Source organism: Streptomyces sp. NPDC029014 (assembly GCF_055564695.1).
Genome location: NZ_JBVHVT010000006.1, coordinates 1 through 12,824 on the forward strand (window position 1 = coordinate 1; position 12,824 = coordinate 12,824).

Below are 12,824 nucleotides of genomic sequence, written 5' to 3' on the forward strand. Positions count from 1 at the left end.
TCCTGCGCCTCCCCCCACCCCCCCCCCACCCCCCCCCCCCCCTCCCCCCCCCCCCCCCCCCCCCCCCCCCCCCCCCCCCCCCCGCGTCACGGCTGCGCTGCAGCGCGGCGGCCTCAGGCCGTGCCGGCCGCCTTGGCGGCGATGTCCGTGCGGTGGTGCGAGCCGTCGAGGTGGATCCTCGCGACGGCCTTGTACGCCTTCTCGCGGGCCTGCGCCAGGTCGGAGCCGGTCGCCGTCACCGACAGGACGCGACCGCCCGCGCTGACGACGGCGTCGCCCTCGCGCCGAGTTCCGGCGTGCAGCACGTACGCGTCGGGACCGTCCTCGGCGGCCACCTCGGCCAGGCCCTCGATCGGGTCCCCGGTGCGCGGGGTGCCGGGGTAGTTGTGGGAGGCGATGACGACGGTGACGGCCGCGTCCTCCCGCCAGGTGAGCGGGGGCTCGGCGTCCAGGGTGCCCTTGGCCGCGCTCAGCAGCAGGCCCGCGAGCGGGGTCCGCAGCCGGGCGAGGACGACCTGCGTCTCGGGGTCGCCGAAGCGGGCGTTGAACTCGATGACGCGCACGCCGCGCGAGGTGATCGCGAGACCGGCGTACAGCAGACCGGAGAACGGGGTCCCGCGGTGGCGCAGTTCGTCCACGGTCGGCTGGAGCACCGTCTCCAGGACCTCGTCGACGAGCTTCGGGTCGGCCCACGGCAGCGGCGAGTACGCACCCATGCCACCGGTGTTGGGCCCCTCGTCGCCGTCGAGCGCGCGCTTGAAGTCCTGCGCGGGCTGCAGCGGGAGGACGGTGGTGCCGTCGGTGACCGCGAACAGCGAGACCTCGGGGCCGTCGAGGTACTCCTCGATGACGACGCGGTCGCAGGCCAGGGCGTGCTCGCGGGCGGCGTCCAGGTCCTCGGTGACCACGACGCCCTTGCCGGCGGCGAGGCCGTCGTCCTTGACCACGTACGGCGCGCCGAAGGCGTCGAGGGCCGCGTCCACCTCCTCCGGCGTGGTGCACACGTAGCTGCGCGCGGTCGGGACGCCGGCCGCGGCCATCACGTCCTTCGCGAACGCCTTCGAGCCCTCCAGCTGCGCCGCCTCGGCGGACGGGCCGAAGACGGGGATGCCGGCGGCGCGGACGGCGTCGGCGACACCGGCGACCAGCGGCGCCTCCGGGCCGATGACAACCAGGTCGGCACCGAGCTCGGTGGCGAGACCGGCCACGGCCGCGCCGTCGAGGGCGTCGACCGGGCGCAGCTCCGCCACCTCGGCGATGCCGGCGTTGCCGGGGGCGCAGTAGAGCGCGTTGACGTCGGGGTCGAGGGACAGAGAGCGGCACAGGGCATGTTCGCGGGCGCCGCCGCCGATGACGAGGACCTTCACGCCATGCAGCCTAGCCCGCCGGGCGACCGCCCCTTCGTGCGGCCACCCAAACGCGGCCCCCTAGTCGTTCGTGTATTCCTCCAGAACGGTGGCCCCGAGCTCCCGCACGATGAGCTCGTGCCCCGTGAGGGCGCTCTCGACGAGGTCCGGGTCGTCCTCCTCCGGCACGTCGTCCTCCGGGGCCACCGGCGGGGGCGCCTGGGGGACGGGCGGCTGCGGCGCGGCGGCGGCCTGCGGGGGCTGCTGCGGCCGGGGCTGCTGCGGGGCGGCCGGAGTCGGCTGCACCGGGGCGGGCGCGGGTGCGGGCGGCGGGCTGTAGGCGGGCGCGGCCGGGGCGCCGTAGGCCGGGGCGGCGTACGCGGAGGCCGCGGCCGGTCCGGGGTTCCCGCCCTGGCCCAGCACGGCGTCGATCTTCCAGTTGACCTGGAACTGCTCGGCCAGGACGGCCTTGAGCACCTCTTCGCTGCCGCTGCTGGCGAAGTTGTCGCGGGCTCCGGCGTTCGGGAAGCCGAGCTGCAGGGTCGTCCCGTCGAAGCCGGTGACCTGGGCGTTCTGGCTGAGCAGGATCCAGGTGAAGCGGCGGCGGTTCTTGACGGCCTCCAGGATCTGCGGCCACATCGCCTGCACCTGCCCGGCGCCGGCGGCCATGCCGGGCGACGGCGCGGCAGCGGCGGCGGGTGCCGGGGCCGCGGCCGGGGCCTGCACGGCGGGGGCGGGGTCCGCGGCGGCGGGCGCCGGGACGCCCTGGCCGGGCGCGGCCGCGGTGGGCCAGGCCCCCCGGGCCCCGGACCCGGGCTGCGCGGCCCCGGGCCAGGCCCCGGGCTGGGCGGCAGGAGCGGGCGCGGCCGCGGCGGGCGGAGCGGCGGCGGGCGGAGCGGCGGCGGGCGCCGGGCCGGCAGCAGCCGGGGCGGCAGCGGGCGCCGGGGCCGCGGGCGCGGGGGCAGGCGCAGCCGGCGCGACCGGAGCCGCGGGGGCCGCAACCGGGGCCATGGCGTGCGCCTCGGGCCCGGGCACGTACCCCATGGGCGGGACGGCGGCCGCAGCGGCGACGGGAACCCCCGCACCGGGGAGCCCGGCGCCGGCGGCCGCGGCCAGGGCGGCGCCGCCGCGCTCCAGCCGCTCCAGCCGGGCCTGGAAGGACCGCTCGTCGTCGAAGGCGGCGGGCAGCAGCACCCGGGCGCAGATCAGCTCCAGCTGCAGCCGCGGCGAGGTCGCGCCCCGCATCTCGGTGAGCCCGGTGTTGACCAGGTCGGCGGCGCGGCTCAGCTCGGCGGCCCCGAACACCGAGGCCTGGGCCTGCATCCGCTCGACCACGTCGGCGGGGGCGTCGATGAGGCCCTTCTCCCCGGCGTCGGGCACGGCGGCCAGGATCACCAGGTCGCGCAGCCGCTCCAGCAGGTCGGCGACGAACCGGCGCGGGTCGTTGCCTCCCTCGATCACCCGGTCGACGACCTCGAACGCGGCGGCCCCGTCCCCGGCGGCGAAGGCGTCCACGACGGAGTCCAGCAGCGACCCCTCGGTGTAGCCGAGCAGGGACGTGGCCATGGCGTACGTCACGCCCTCGTCGCCCGCGCCCGCCAGCAGCTGGTCCATGACGGACATGGAGTCACGGACCGACCCGGCGCCGGCGCGCACGACGAGCGGCAGCACGCCGTCCTCGACCTTGGCCCCCTCGCGCCCGCAGACCTCGCCCAGGTACTCCCGCAGGGTCCCGGGCGGCACGAGCCGGAAGGGGTAGTGGTGCGTCCGGGACCGGATGGTGCCGATGACCTTCTCGGGCTCGGTGGTCGCGAAGATGAACTTGAGGTGCTCCGGGGGCTCCTCGACCACCTTCAGCAGGGCGTTGAAGCCCGCCGAGGTGACCATGTGCGCCTCGTCGATGATGTAGATCTTGTACCGGCTGGAGGCCGGGCCGAAGAAGGCCTTCTCGCGCAGGTCGCGGGCGTCGTCCACACCACCGTGCGAAGCGGCGTCGATCTCGATGACGTCGATCGAGCCCGGACCGTTGCGCGCCAGGTCCCGGCAGGACTGGCACTCGCCGCAGGGATCGGGCGTGGGGCCCTGCTCACAGTTCAGGCACCGGGCGAGGATGCGCGCGCTGGTGGTCTTGCCACAGCCGCGGGGCCCGCTGAACAGGTACGCGTGATTGACCCGGTTGTTCCGCAGGGCCTGCATCAGCGGAGCAGTGACATGCTCCTGCCCGATGACCTCGGCGAACGACTCGGGGCGGTAGCGGCGGTACAGCGCAAGGGACGACACGTCTACGAGGTTATCGGGGCCCGCCGACAAAGCGGGCCCGCCCGCCCTCCCGGAGCCCGCCCCGGAACGCAAAGCGCCCCTCACGCACCCGCCAGAGCCCACTTACCCTTGCTGCCTTCCGGCCCTGGGGGAGTTGGGTGAGATAGCGCCACGTGAGGGGCTGACCCCACCCTAGCGGATGGAGCCCCCCGGGATCGAGTTCGCGAGCACCCCTCATCGTCTTGTATTGTTCGTCGCGGAGGATTCGCCTAGAGGCCTAGGGCGCACGCTTGGAAAGCGTGTTGGGGGCAACCCCTCACGAGTTCGAATCTCGTATCCTCCGCAGCCGCCTGAACAGGCGAAACGAAGAGCCGGACCGTTGATTGCGGTCCGGCTCTTCGGCATGCCCTGGCTGCAGTTCCGGTTGCATTCACATCCCCCCAATCGGGACATTCCAAGGTTCGCGCAAAACCGCCCGCGAAACGCAGTCCCCAAGGAGGAACCGCTCCCGTTCGTCACCCGCGCCGCCGGTCGTATGCACCATGCTTGGCCCTGCGCCGGGGCCGTTCCCGGTGATGCTGCCTGGTCCTACGAGGTGCCCCATGAAGTCCCGATCAACGCTGGCAGCCTGGCTGGGTTCGCTCGACGCTCCGCGCCTGGCACGCGTACTCGCCACGCGGAAGGACGCGGCGGCGGCTCCAGAACCGCGCACGGTAGGTGAGCTGGCGGACCGCCTCCAGCGCCCGGGTTCGGTGGCACTCGCCCTGCCGCCACTCACGCTGCCGTGCCTGCAAGTGGCCGAGGCGCTGGCGGCGCGGGGAGGGCCCGCGTCGCGCGACGACCTGGCGAAGCTGCTGGGAGCAGCGGACGGCGAAGCCGCTCGCGGTCTGGACTTCATCCTGGAGGCGCTGGCCGATCATGCCCTGGTGTGGCCGGACGGCGCAGGGGCACTCCGCATGGCCTCTCCCCTGCGGCAGGCGTGGGAGGCACCTCTGGGGTTGGACGCCCCTCTGGAGAAGCTGCTGGCAGGCGCGACCTCTGAGGAGCTCCGCGCCATGCTGGTGGCACTCGGTACCAAGCCGCCGAGCACCAAGCAGCAGCGGCTGGCGGCCCTGGTGGAACACCACAACGACCCGGGAGCCGTCGCCGAAGTCGTGGCACGGGCACCCGCGGTCACCCGGAAGCTGCTCGCCCGCCGAGCGGACTCCACCGCGGGGCAGCGGCGGTTCATCATGTTCGGGTCGTCCGGGCCCGAGCTCGAACCCGGCGCGCGATGGGCACTCGACCGGGGACTCCTGATCGTGGACCGCCACCGGTACGGCCCCGCGCGCATGCCCGTCGAAGTCGCGCTGGCGCTGCGCGGGCCGGGCTGGCACGCCCCGTTCGATCCCCTTCCGCCTTCCCCGCAGTTGGTGCCCGTCAGCTCCGCCGAGGTGGAGCGGGAGGCCGCGGCCGCGGCCACGGCCTTCGCCGCCCAGGCCGCGTCGGTCCTGGCCGCCTGTTCCGCGTCCGCTCCGACCAGGCTCAAGTCCGGTGGGATCGGTGCACGTGAGCTGGCCCGGATCGGCAAGGCCGCCCAGGCTGACGAAGCCGTCGTACGCCTCACCCTGGAGACGGCGTACGCGGCCGGACTGCTGGGCCGGGACCATGACCGCGTGGTACCCACCGAGGCATACGACGCCTGGGCGGACCAGGAGCCCGCCGAACGGCTCACCGTACTGCTCCACGCATGGCACAGCCTGGCCCTCACCCCTACTCAGGCACGAGACGAGGACAACAAGGCGCTCCCCGCCCTCGCGGGGACACCTCCCTGCGGCGGCTGCCTACAGGCCCGGCACGGGTTGCTCCACGCGGCGGCACAGCTCCCGGCTGGGCGCGGCACGGCCACCGGCTCCGACCTGGGGCCGCTGGTGGCCTGGTATCGGCCTCTCGCCGACGCGTCACCCCAGGACGCGACACCGTTCGCCACAGTGATCCGCGAGGCCGAGCTGCTCGGCACACTCGCTCGCGGCGCGCTGTCTCCCCTTGGTACCGCGCTGCTGGAAGACGACACCGCAGGACTGTCCGCCGCGTGCCGACGGCTCCTGCCCACGGCTACCCGAACGGCACGGATCGGCGCCGACCTCACCGCGATCGTCACCGGCACGCCATCCGCGTCACTCGCCGCGCTGCTGGATTCCGTCGCCGACCGCGAGACCAGCGGCACGGCCTCGGTCTGGCGGTTCAGTACCGGCAGTGTCCGCCGGGCCCTGGATGCCGGACACTCGCCTGACGGCCTCACAGCCGACCTGGCCGCCGTCGCCTCCGGGCCGCTCCCCCAGCCCCTGACCTATCTCATCACCGACACCGCCCGCAGTCACGGCCGCGTGCGCATCGCCCCCGCCGCCTGCGTCATCCACGGCGAGGAGCCGACGCTCCTCACCGAGCTCGCCGCCCACCGCAAGCTCGCCAAACTCGGGCTGCGACGGCTCGCGCCCACGGTGCTGGTCAGCCGCAGCCCGCTCGACGCGACCCTCGCCGCACTCCGGGCCGAGGGCTACGCCCCCCTCGCCGAGAGCGCCGACGGAACCGTACGCATCGAGAAGACCCGACTGCAGAGGGCCGCCGCCCCGGTACCGACCCCGCGACGGGCCGGCGGCGGCGCCGAACGCCGCAAGACGGTCCGCGACGCCACGAGGAAACCGGCCGCCACCGACCCGAGCGCCTTGGCCGCCCGGCTGCTCACCGCTCCACTGACCACGCCGGATCCCGACCCGTTCGGCAGCAGGGTCCCCTTTGACACCGACACCGACACCGACACCGAGGAGATCGTCGCCGGGTGGGCGAAGCACTTGCCGTACAGCGACGTCCGCCAGCTCTCCCACGCCATCGACGCCGGTCAGGCCATCACCGTCGAGTACGTCGCCACCTCCGGCAACCGGACCGTGCGCACGCTCAGCCGCCTCGAACTCGACCCGCCCTACCTCGAAGCCTGGTGCCACCTGCGAGAAGACGAGCGTGTCTTCACGCTCTCCCGGATCCACAGCGTCATGCCGACGTGAACGTCCATCCAGCACACCTGGATCTCAGCCCGAGGGACGACCCATGGCATCGATGAAGCATGGGAGATATAATTGATTTCATAGTTGATATAAGGGGGTACGCATGAGTCGGACAGTGATTGATCTCGATGACGACCTGGTGGCAGACGTCGCCAAAGCCCTGGGAACCAGCACCAAGAAGGACACGGTCAACACAGCCCTGCGCGAGGTGCTGGAGAACAGGCGGCGGGCGCTGGCCTTGACCCGCCTGCGCGCCGCGGCCGACGAAGGCGCGTTCGATCTGACACTCTTCGAGGACAAGCGGAACTACCGACGGTGAACGCCGCTCTCTACCTGATCGACACCAGCGCCCTCGCCCGCTTCATGCGGGGCGACGCGGAACAGTACGGCTGGGACCAGGCGGCGGCCGCCGGCCTTGTCGCCACATGCCCCATCACCGAGCTGGAGTTCTTCTACAGCGCCCGAGCAGCTGCCGACCGGGCGCGCGGCATCGAGGACATGCGGCTGATCTTCGGCTGGGTCCCCGTCGACGACCGCGCTTACGACCGGGCCTGGCAGGTCCAGGAGGCCCTCACCAAGCAAGGCAAGCACCGTAGCGCCGGTGCGGTGGACCTCGTCGTCGCCGCGACTGCCGAGTTGCGGGGACTCACCCTCCTGCACTGCGACCACGACTTCGAATGCATCGCCGCAGTAACCGGCCAGCCCCTCCAGTGGTACGGCCCCGAGGGCCGCAAGTAGCCGAGCAGTGGTTGCGGTTCTGGTTGCATTCACCTCCGTCCGCGGCTGCCCGAAGTGGGCCACCCCGAACGCTCCACCGCAGGTCAGAACACCCACGACCCCCGCCGGACCCCCGTACGAACATTTGGAAAGCGTGTTGGGGGCAACCCCTCACGAGTTCGAAATCCTTCGGCGTTTTCCCGTCCCGGTTTCCGACTCGTTCTACGATCACTGCTCGTGGACTGGGTCGAGAGCACGGCGAAGCTGCGGCAGTGGACCAGGGGCGGAGCGCGGGCCCCGCACAAGCCGCTGCTGTTCCTGTACGCGCTCGGCCGGTTCCAACAGGACGCCGACGCCGAGCTGAAGTACGGCGCCGTGGAAGAGGACCTGAAGCAGCTGCTGGCCGAGTACGGTCCGACCCACAGGACGACGCCCGCCTACCCCTTCCACCACCTCGTGAGCGACGGGGTGTGGGAGGTGCGGACCGATCGCGGACCGGGCAGCCCCGGCAGCGGGGTCCGGGAGCTGCGGGCCGCGGGAGCCGCGGGGCGGCTCGCGCCGGAGCTGCGGGCGGCGCTGCAGCGGGAGCCCTCGCTGCTCGGGCGGATGGTGCGGGTCCTGCTCGACCTGAACTTCCCGCCCTCGCTCCACGGCGACCTGTGCGCGGCGGTCGGCCTGGAGCCGGAGCCGGAACAGACGCAGCGGCTCTCCGCCGCCCGGAAGCAGCGGGACCGCCGGATGCGGGAGCTCGTGCTGACGGCGTACGAGTACCAGTGCGCCTTCTGCGGCTACGACGGGCGGATCGGGGCGGTCCCGGTCGGGCTGGAGGCCGCGCACGTCCACTGGTGGGCGTTCGGCGGCCCCGACGAGATCGACAACGGGCTGTGCCTGTGCTCCCTGCACCACAAGCTCTTCGACAAGGGCGTCCTCGGCATCGGCGACGGCCACCGCATCCTGGTCTCCCAGCGCTTCGTCGGCCGCAGTCCCGCCGCCCGCGAGCACGTCACCGCCCTCGCGGGCCGCCCGCTCCTCGGCCCCCGGCCGGGCGCCCTGCCCATAGCGGCGGCCCACCGGTCCTGGCACACCGCCCAGGTCTTCCACAGCGCCCCGCGCCGCGCCGCCGCCGAGGCCTGATCACGCAGGCCGGTCGTCGCCGTCGCTCCTACGGGCGGGGGCGGGTGCGGGGTGGTCTGCGGCCGCTGACCGCCCAGGCGCGGGCGGTCAGCGCGACGGAGCCGTCCGGGCCGCGGGGGACGGCCGCCCCGAGCGCGTCGCGCAGCCGGGTCCGGCCCGCCGGGGACAGGGCGGCCGTATAGGTGGGGGCGGGGCCCTGTCCGGCGAGGAAGGGCGCCCACAGGTCGGCGAAGTCGGCGAAGACGGTCGGCACCTCGATCGCGGCCACGCGGACGTCGGCGAGCCCGGCGCCGGACCATGCGGCGCGGAGCGGCTCCGGGCGGCAGAACGGGAACCGCCGGCCCTCGTCCAGCGCGGCGGCGGAGGGGTCCACCCGCCGGGCGGCGTCCCAGAACCGGCGCAGCAGGCCCATCCCCTCGGCGTAGTCCCACACGTACGCCGCAACGAGGCCGCCCGGCCGGACCACCCGGGCCATCTCGGCGACCGCCGCGGCGGGGTCGGGGAGGAAGTTGAGCGCCAGGCCGCTGACGGCGGCGTCGAACTCCGCGTCGCGGGCCGGCAGGCACATCGCGTCCGCCACGACGAAGTGCTCCGGGGCGGAGTGCCGCGCGGACGCGCGGGCCGTGGCCACGAAGCCGGGGGACCGGTCGACTCCCACCACGAGCCGGGGGCGCCGCCGGGCGGCGACCGCCGCGGTCAGCGCCCCCGTTCCGCATCCCACGTCGAGCCAGCGCAGCCCGTCGGCGGCGTCCGCCGGCCGCTGTACGAACTCCTCCGCCACGAGCCTGCTCCACCGGCCCATGTACCGCTCGTAGGCGGCGCCCGTCGCCCACACGTCGCGCCGCGGCTCGCCCGGCTCGGCCCGCTCGTCCATGCGCGGGGACCGCCGGCCTCAGGAGGCCCAGGGCAGGGTGCGGGTGCCCTCGGTGCCGGGGACGGAGACCACCCCGTCGGCGCGCATGGCGACGTGCGCCTCGGCCGCCTGCGGGGCGTGGACCCGGCGCAGCAGGTGCGGCGGGAGGACGACGGTCCGGCCGGCCGCGATCCGCTCGGTGCGGCCGTCACAGGTGACCTCCAGGGCCCCGGCGGTCACCGTCCAGACCTGTTCGCGGCTGACGGAGTGCTCGGGGCCGGTGCGACCGGCCTCCATGGCCACGGTCCAGGTGCTGATCTCGGCGCTGCCCCGGCTGGGCGCGGCCAGGCCGGTCATACGGGCGTTCGGGGTCTCGATGACGTTCGTGGCGGTGGGGGTGATCACGTGCACGGCGGCTCCCTCGACAGGTACCGGTCCCGGATCGCAGGGATCGGGATGCAGGGCTTGGGTCTTACGAGGCGACGTTTACCTCGGACATAAATTTACGCCAGGGCGAGTTCGCGGGGCAAGAGGAATTTTGCTACGGGGGTAAGATTCCACTCATGGGTACCGAGCTGGGGCTCCGTGAGTCCAAGAAGCAGGAGACCAGGCAGCTGATCTCCGACTGCGCCACCCGGCTCTTCATCGAGCAGGGCTTCGAACTGACGACCATCGCCGAGATCGCCGCCGCCGCGCGCGTCGCGAAGAAGACGGTCACCAACTACTTCCCGCGCAAGGAGGACCTGGCCCTCGACCACCACGAGGTGTTCACGGCACAGCTCGCACGGGCCGTCGCCGAGCGGGCCCCGGGCGAGGCGCCGCTGACCGCCCTCGGCCGGGCCTTCCGCGCCACCCTGGTCGAGCACAGCCCGGTCGCCGGGTTCACCGGGCCCGCCTTCGCCCGCATGGTCGCCGACAGCCCCACGCTCGGCGCGCGCCTGCGCGAGCTGCACGAGCTGCGCGAGGAGGCGCTCGCCGCCGCCCTCGCCGCCGCCACGGCGCAGACGGCTCCGGCGATCACCCCGCGGATCGCCGCCGCCCTGATCGGCGCCGCGGACCGGTTGCTGTTCCGGCGCGTGCAGGAACTCACCCTGGCCGGGCGTACGGACGACGAGATCGAGGCCGAGCTGACACCGGAGGCGGACCACGCGTACGTGCTCCTCCTCGCGGCCCTGGGCGACTACCCCGCAGCCGCCTGACCGGTCCGATCCGCCCGGCCGGCCCCGTCGGCGCGGTCGGCCCCGTCGGCGCGGTCGGCTCCGTCGGCGCGGTCCGCCGGTCAGTCGACGGCCAGGGCGACTTCCGTCGCCTTGATCAGTGCGACCACCGGCGCCCCGGCGGCCAGGCCGAGCGCCTCGACGGCGTCCTTGGTGACCGCGGCGGTGAGCACGCTGTCGTTGACGACCACCGTGACCGTGGCCATCGCGGCGCCGGTGGAGATGCCGGCGACGGTACCGGCCAGCTGGTTGCGGATGCTGATGTTGTCGAGGGCGACGGTGGCCAGGGCCACTTCGGTGGCCTTCACCAGGGCCCTGACGGACGAACCGGCCGCGAGGCCGAGTTCCCGGGCGGCGTCGCTGGTGATGGCGGCGACGATGTCCTGGCCGCCCTCCAGCCGGACCTTCACCGTCGTCATGGCCTCGCCGGCGGTCACGTCGGTGACGGTGCCGGCCAGCCGGTTGCGGATGCTCAGGCTCATGGAAAGGGGTCCCCACTCGTGCGGGCGGCGCCGTACGGACGTCGTACGGCGGAAGGCGGAAGGCGGAAGGCGGAGGGCGGCCGGGCACCCGCCGCGGATGCCCGGCCGACCGTGCGCCTCGGTCCGGACGGCCGGTCAGACGTCCGTCATCTGCGGCGTCTCGCCGGACGTCGTCGACATGTCGATGACGGCGAACGCGGCGCCCTGCTGGTCCGCCAGCGCGGCGAACCGGCCGAACGGGCTGTCCATCGGGCCGAAGTGGAGCGCACCGCCCAGCTTCTGCGCCTTCGCCACGGCCTCGTCGCAGTCCGGGACCCCGAAGTAGACCTGGATGTACGAGGGGATCTCGGGCGGGAACTCCTCGCCCATCAGCATCCGGCCGAGCACCGGCTTGTCGGGGCCGCCGGCGCTGAAGACCCGGAAGTCCATCCCGGCCGCCTCGGGGCCGTCGCCCGTTTCCATCTGCTGGGCGCCGTACGGGAAGACCCGCGGGAGGAAGCCGTCCACCTTGCCCACGTCCCGGGTGAAGACCTCCGCCCACGCGTAGCCCCCCGGCTCCCCCATCTTCTCGAAGCCCTTGTGGTCGCCGGGCTGCCAGATGCCGAAGACGGCGCCGCTCGGCTCCTGCGCGATCACCATCGTGCCGAAGCTGCCGACCTGCATCGGGCCCATCATGACCTGGCCGCCCGCCGCCTTGATCTTCTCGGCGGTGGCAGCCGCGTCGGGCGAGGCGAAGTAAAGGCACCACTGCGAGGGGGCGTCCGCGCCCGGCATCGGCGGGACGACGGCCGCGACCGCCTTGCCGTCCGAGTAGGCCTGCGTGTAGTTGCCGTACTCACTGGATGCCTCGCCGAAGCTCCACCCCAGCACCTCGCCGTAGAAGGCCTTCGCGCCCTCCACGTCCTTGAACATCGCGTCCACCCAGCAGGGTGCACCCTCCGAGAACTCAGCCATGATCGATCGACTCCCGTGTGTCGCCGTGTTCGTTCGTGGTCGTGACCGTTTCCGGTTACTCACGCTAGGCGCGCGGTGCGCCGACCGCGCGGGGAACACGGCCGCGCGAGAGGCTGGACCCATGGACATCACGATGCGGCTCGCCCAACAGCCGGAGGCCGACGAGCTGCTCGGCCGCAGTCCGCTCGCCGCGCTGGTCGGCATGCTGCTGGACCAGCAGGTGCCCATGGAGTGGGCGTTCTCCGGCCCGTACACCATCGCCCGGCGGATGGGGGCGGACGACCTGGACGCCCACGCGATCGCCGCCTACGACCCGGAGGCGTTCGCCGCGCTGCTCTCCGAGAAGCCGGCCGTGCACCGCTACCCGGGCGCCATGGCCAAGCGGGTCCAGCAGCTGTGCGCGTACCTGGTGGAGCACTACGACGGGGACGCGGCCGCCCTGTGGGCCGACGCGGACACCGGCGCGGAGCTGCTGAAGCGGCTCAAGGACCTGCCGGGCTTCGGCGAGCAGAAGGCCCAGATCTTCCTCGCGCTGCTCGGCAAGCAGCTCGGCGTGCGCCCCGCGGGGTGGCGCGAGGCGGCCGGGGGCTACGGGGAGGCGGACGTCTACCGGTCGGCGGCCGACATCACGGGCCCGGAGTCCCTGGCCAGGGTGCGGGCGTACAAGCAGGAGATGAAGGCGGCCGCGAAGGCGAAGACGGGCAAGGCCGAGAGCTGAGGGCCGAGAGGTTGCGACGGGACCTGGGAAGGCCGTCCCGAAGCCGGAATTGACCGGGGAGAGCACCCTCTGATTGACCCCTGCCACCGGTCAACCGGCTCCG

12 protein-coding genes, 1 tRNA gene and 1 other RNA gene are annotated in these 12,824 nt (G+C 73.6%); 7 read left to right on the forward strand and 7 right to left on the reverse strand.

Annotated features, from left to right (window positions below; genetic code table 11):
• Positions 1-113 precede the first annotated feature (113 nt).
• The 3 genes from purD to ffs all read right to left on the reverse strand — a co-directional run bounded on the left by purD (position 114) and on the right by ffs (position 3,791).
• A complete protein-coding gene (gene purD, locus ACZ4VL_RS04730; RefSeq protein WP_468195848.1) occupies positions 114-1,367 on the reverse strand; it encodes a phosphoribosylamine--glycine ligase in 1,254 nt (417 codons plus the stop codon).
• Between the two features lie 60 nt (positions 1,368-1,427).
• On the reverse strand, positions 1,428-3,626 hold the full coding sequence (locus ACZ4VL_RS04735; protein WP_468195850.1) for a DNA polymerase III subunit gamma and tau: 2,199 nt from the start codon (positions 3,624-3,626) through the stop codon (positions 1,428-1,430).
• Between the two features lie 66 nt (positions 3,627-3,692).
• An RNA gene (ffs, locus tag ACZ4VL_RS04740) (signal recognition particle sRNA small type) lies at positions 3,693-3,791 on the reverse strand.
• A 72-nt stretch (positions 3,792-3,863) separates the two neighbouring features.
• Here ffs and ACZ4VL_RS04745 point away from each other — a divergent pair.
• The 5 genes from ACZ4VL_RS04745 to ACZ4VL_RS04765 all read left to right on the forward strand — a co-directional run bounded on the left by ACZ4VL_RS04745 (position 3,864) and on the right by ACZ4VL_RS04765 (position 8,497).
• Positions 3,864-3,948 (forward strand) — tRNA-Ser (locus ACZ4VL_RS04745).
• Between the two features lie 259 nt (positions 3,949-4,207).
• Positions 4,208-6,646, forward strand: a complete 2,439-nt coding sequence (locus ACZ4VL_RS04750) for a helicase C-terminal domain-containing protein (protein WP_468195852.1) — start codon at positions 4,208-4,210, stop codon at positions 6,644-6,646.
• A 103-nt stretch (positions 6,647-6,749) separates the two neighbouring features.
• Positions 6,750-6,965, forward strand: coding sequence for a type II toxin-antitoxin system VapB family antitoxin (locus tag ACZ4VL_RS04755; protein WP_468195854.1), 216 nt, complete (start codon positions 6,750-6,752; stop codon positions 6,963-6,965).
• Positions 6,962-7,384, forward strand: coding sequence for a PIN domain-containing protein (locus ACZ4VL_RS04760; protein WP_468195857.1), 423 nt, complete (start codon positions 6,962-6,964; stop codon positions 7,382-7,384). The genes ACZ4VL_RS04755 and ACZ4VL_RS04760 overlap by 4 nt, the downstream gene beginning before the upstream one ends.
• A gap of 216 nt (positions 7,385-7,600) precedes the next feature.
• Positions 7,601-8,497 carry a phosphorothioated DNA-binding restriction endonuclease gene (locus tag ACZ4VL_RS04765; RefSeq protein ID WP_468195860.1) on the forward strand — a complete coding sequence of 299 codons (897 nt, stop codon included), beginning with the start codon at positions 7,601-7,603 and terminating at the stop codon, positions 8,495-8,497.
• Between the two features lie 28 nt (positions 8,498-8,525).
• Here the strand turns inward: ACZ4VL_RS04765 and ACZ4VL_RS04770 are convergent, their stop codons facing one another.
• A complete protein-coding gene (locus tag ACZ4VL_RS04770; protein ID WP_468195862.1) occupies positions 8,526-9,371 on the reverse strand; it encodes a class I SAM-dependent methyltransferase in 846 nt (281 codons plus the stop codon).
• Positions 9,372-9,389: 18 nt separating this feature from the next.
• A complete protein-coding gene (locus ACZ4VL_RS04775) occupies positions 9,390-9,761 on the reverse strand; it encodes a cupin domain-containing protein (protein WP_468195864.1) in 372 nt (123 codons plus the stop codon).
• A gap of 152 nt (positions 9,762-9,913) precedes the next feature.
• On the opposite strand from ACZ4VL_RS04775, the gene ACZ4VL_RS04780 reads away from it, so the two are divergent.
• Entirely contained in the window at positions 9,914-10,549 is a 636-nt protein-coding gene (locus ACZ4VL_RS04780) for a TetR/AcrR family transcriptional regulator (RefSeq protein ID WP_468195867.1), read from the forward strand.
• Positions 10,550-10,629: 80 nt separating this feature from the next.
• Here ACZ4VL_RS04780 and ACZ4VL_RS04785 read toward each other — a convergent pair whose 3' ends face one another.
• Together ACZ4VL_RS04785 and ACZ4VL_RS04790 are read right to left on the reverse strand one after the other, a co-directional pair.
• The gene (locus ACZ4VL_RS04785; RefSeq protein WP_468195869.1) at positions 10,630-11,049 is read right to left on the reverse strand and encodes a TOBE domain-containing protein; all 420 of its coding nucleotides are present in this window, start codon (positions 11,047-11,049) and stop codon (positions 10,630-10,632) included.
• Positions 11,050-11,184: 135 nt separating this feature from the next.
• The gene (locus ACZ4VL_RS04790; protein WP_468195872.1) at positions 11,185-12,003 is read right to left on the reverse strand and encodes a VOC family protein; all 819 of its coding nucleotides are present in this window, start codon (positions 12,001-12,003) and stop codon (positions 11,185-11,187) included.
• Between the two features lie 121 nt (positions 12,004-12,124).
• Here ACZ4VL_RS04790 and ACZ4VL_RS04795 point away from each other — a divergent pair, with 121 nt between their 5' ends.
• Positions 12,125-12,721: an HhH-GPD-type base excision DNA repair protein gene (locus ACZ4VL_RS04795; protein ID WP_468195874.1), complete on the forward strand. Its 597-nt coding sequence runs from the start codon at positions 12,125-12,127 to the stop codon at positions 12,719-12,721.
• The last annotated feature ends 103 nt before the right edge of the window (positions 12,722-12,824 follow it).

Excerpts from the sequence above, each read along its gene's own strand:
- ACZ4VL_RS04795 (WP_468195874.1), top strand. The coding sequence starts at position 12,125 with ATGGACATCACGATGCGGCTCGCCCAACAGCCGGAGGCCGACGAGCTG.
- ACZ4VL_RS04780 (WP_468195867.1), top strand. The coding sequence starts at position 9,914 with ATGGGTACCGAGCTGGGGCTCCGTGAGTCCAAGAAGCAGGAGACCAGG.
- ACZ4VL_RS04790 (WP_468195872.1), bottom strand. The coding sequence starts at position 12,003 with ATGGCTGAGTTCTCGGAGGGTGCACCCTGCTGGGTGGACGCGATGTTC.
- ACZ4VL_RS04755 (WP_468195854.1), top strand. The coding sequence starts at position 6,750 with ATGAGTCGGACAGTGATTGATCTCGATGACGACCTGGTGGCAGACGTC.
- ACZ4VL_RS04750 (WP_468195852.1), top strand. The coding sequence starts at position 4,208 with ATGAAGTCCCGATCAACGCTGGCAGCCTGGCTGGGTTCGCTCGACGCT.
- ACZ4VL_RS04785 (WP_468195869.1), bottom strand. The coding sequence starts at position 11,049 with ATGAGCCTGAGCATCCGCAACCGGCTGGCCGGCACCGTCACCGACGTG.
- ACZ4VL_RS04770 (WP_468195862.1), bottom strand. The coding sequence starts at position 9,371 with ATGGACGAGCGGGCCGAGCCGGGCGAGCCGCGGCGCGACGTGTGGGCG.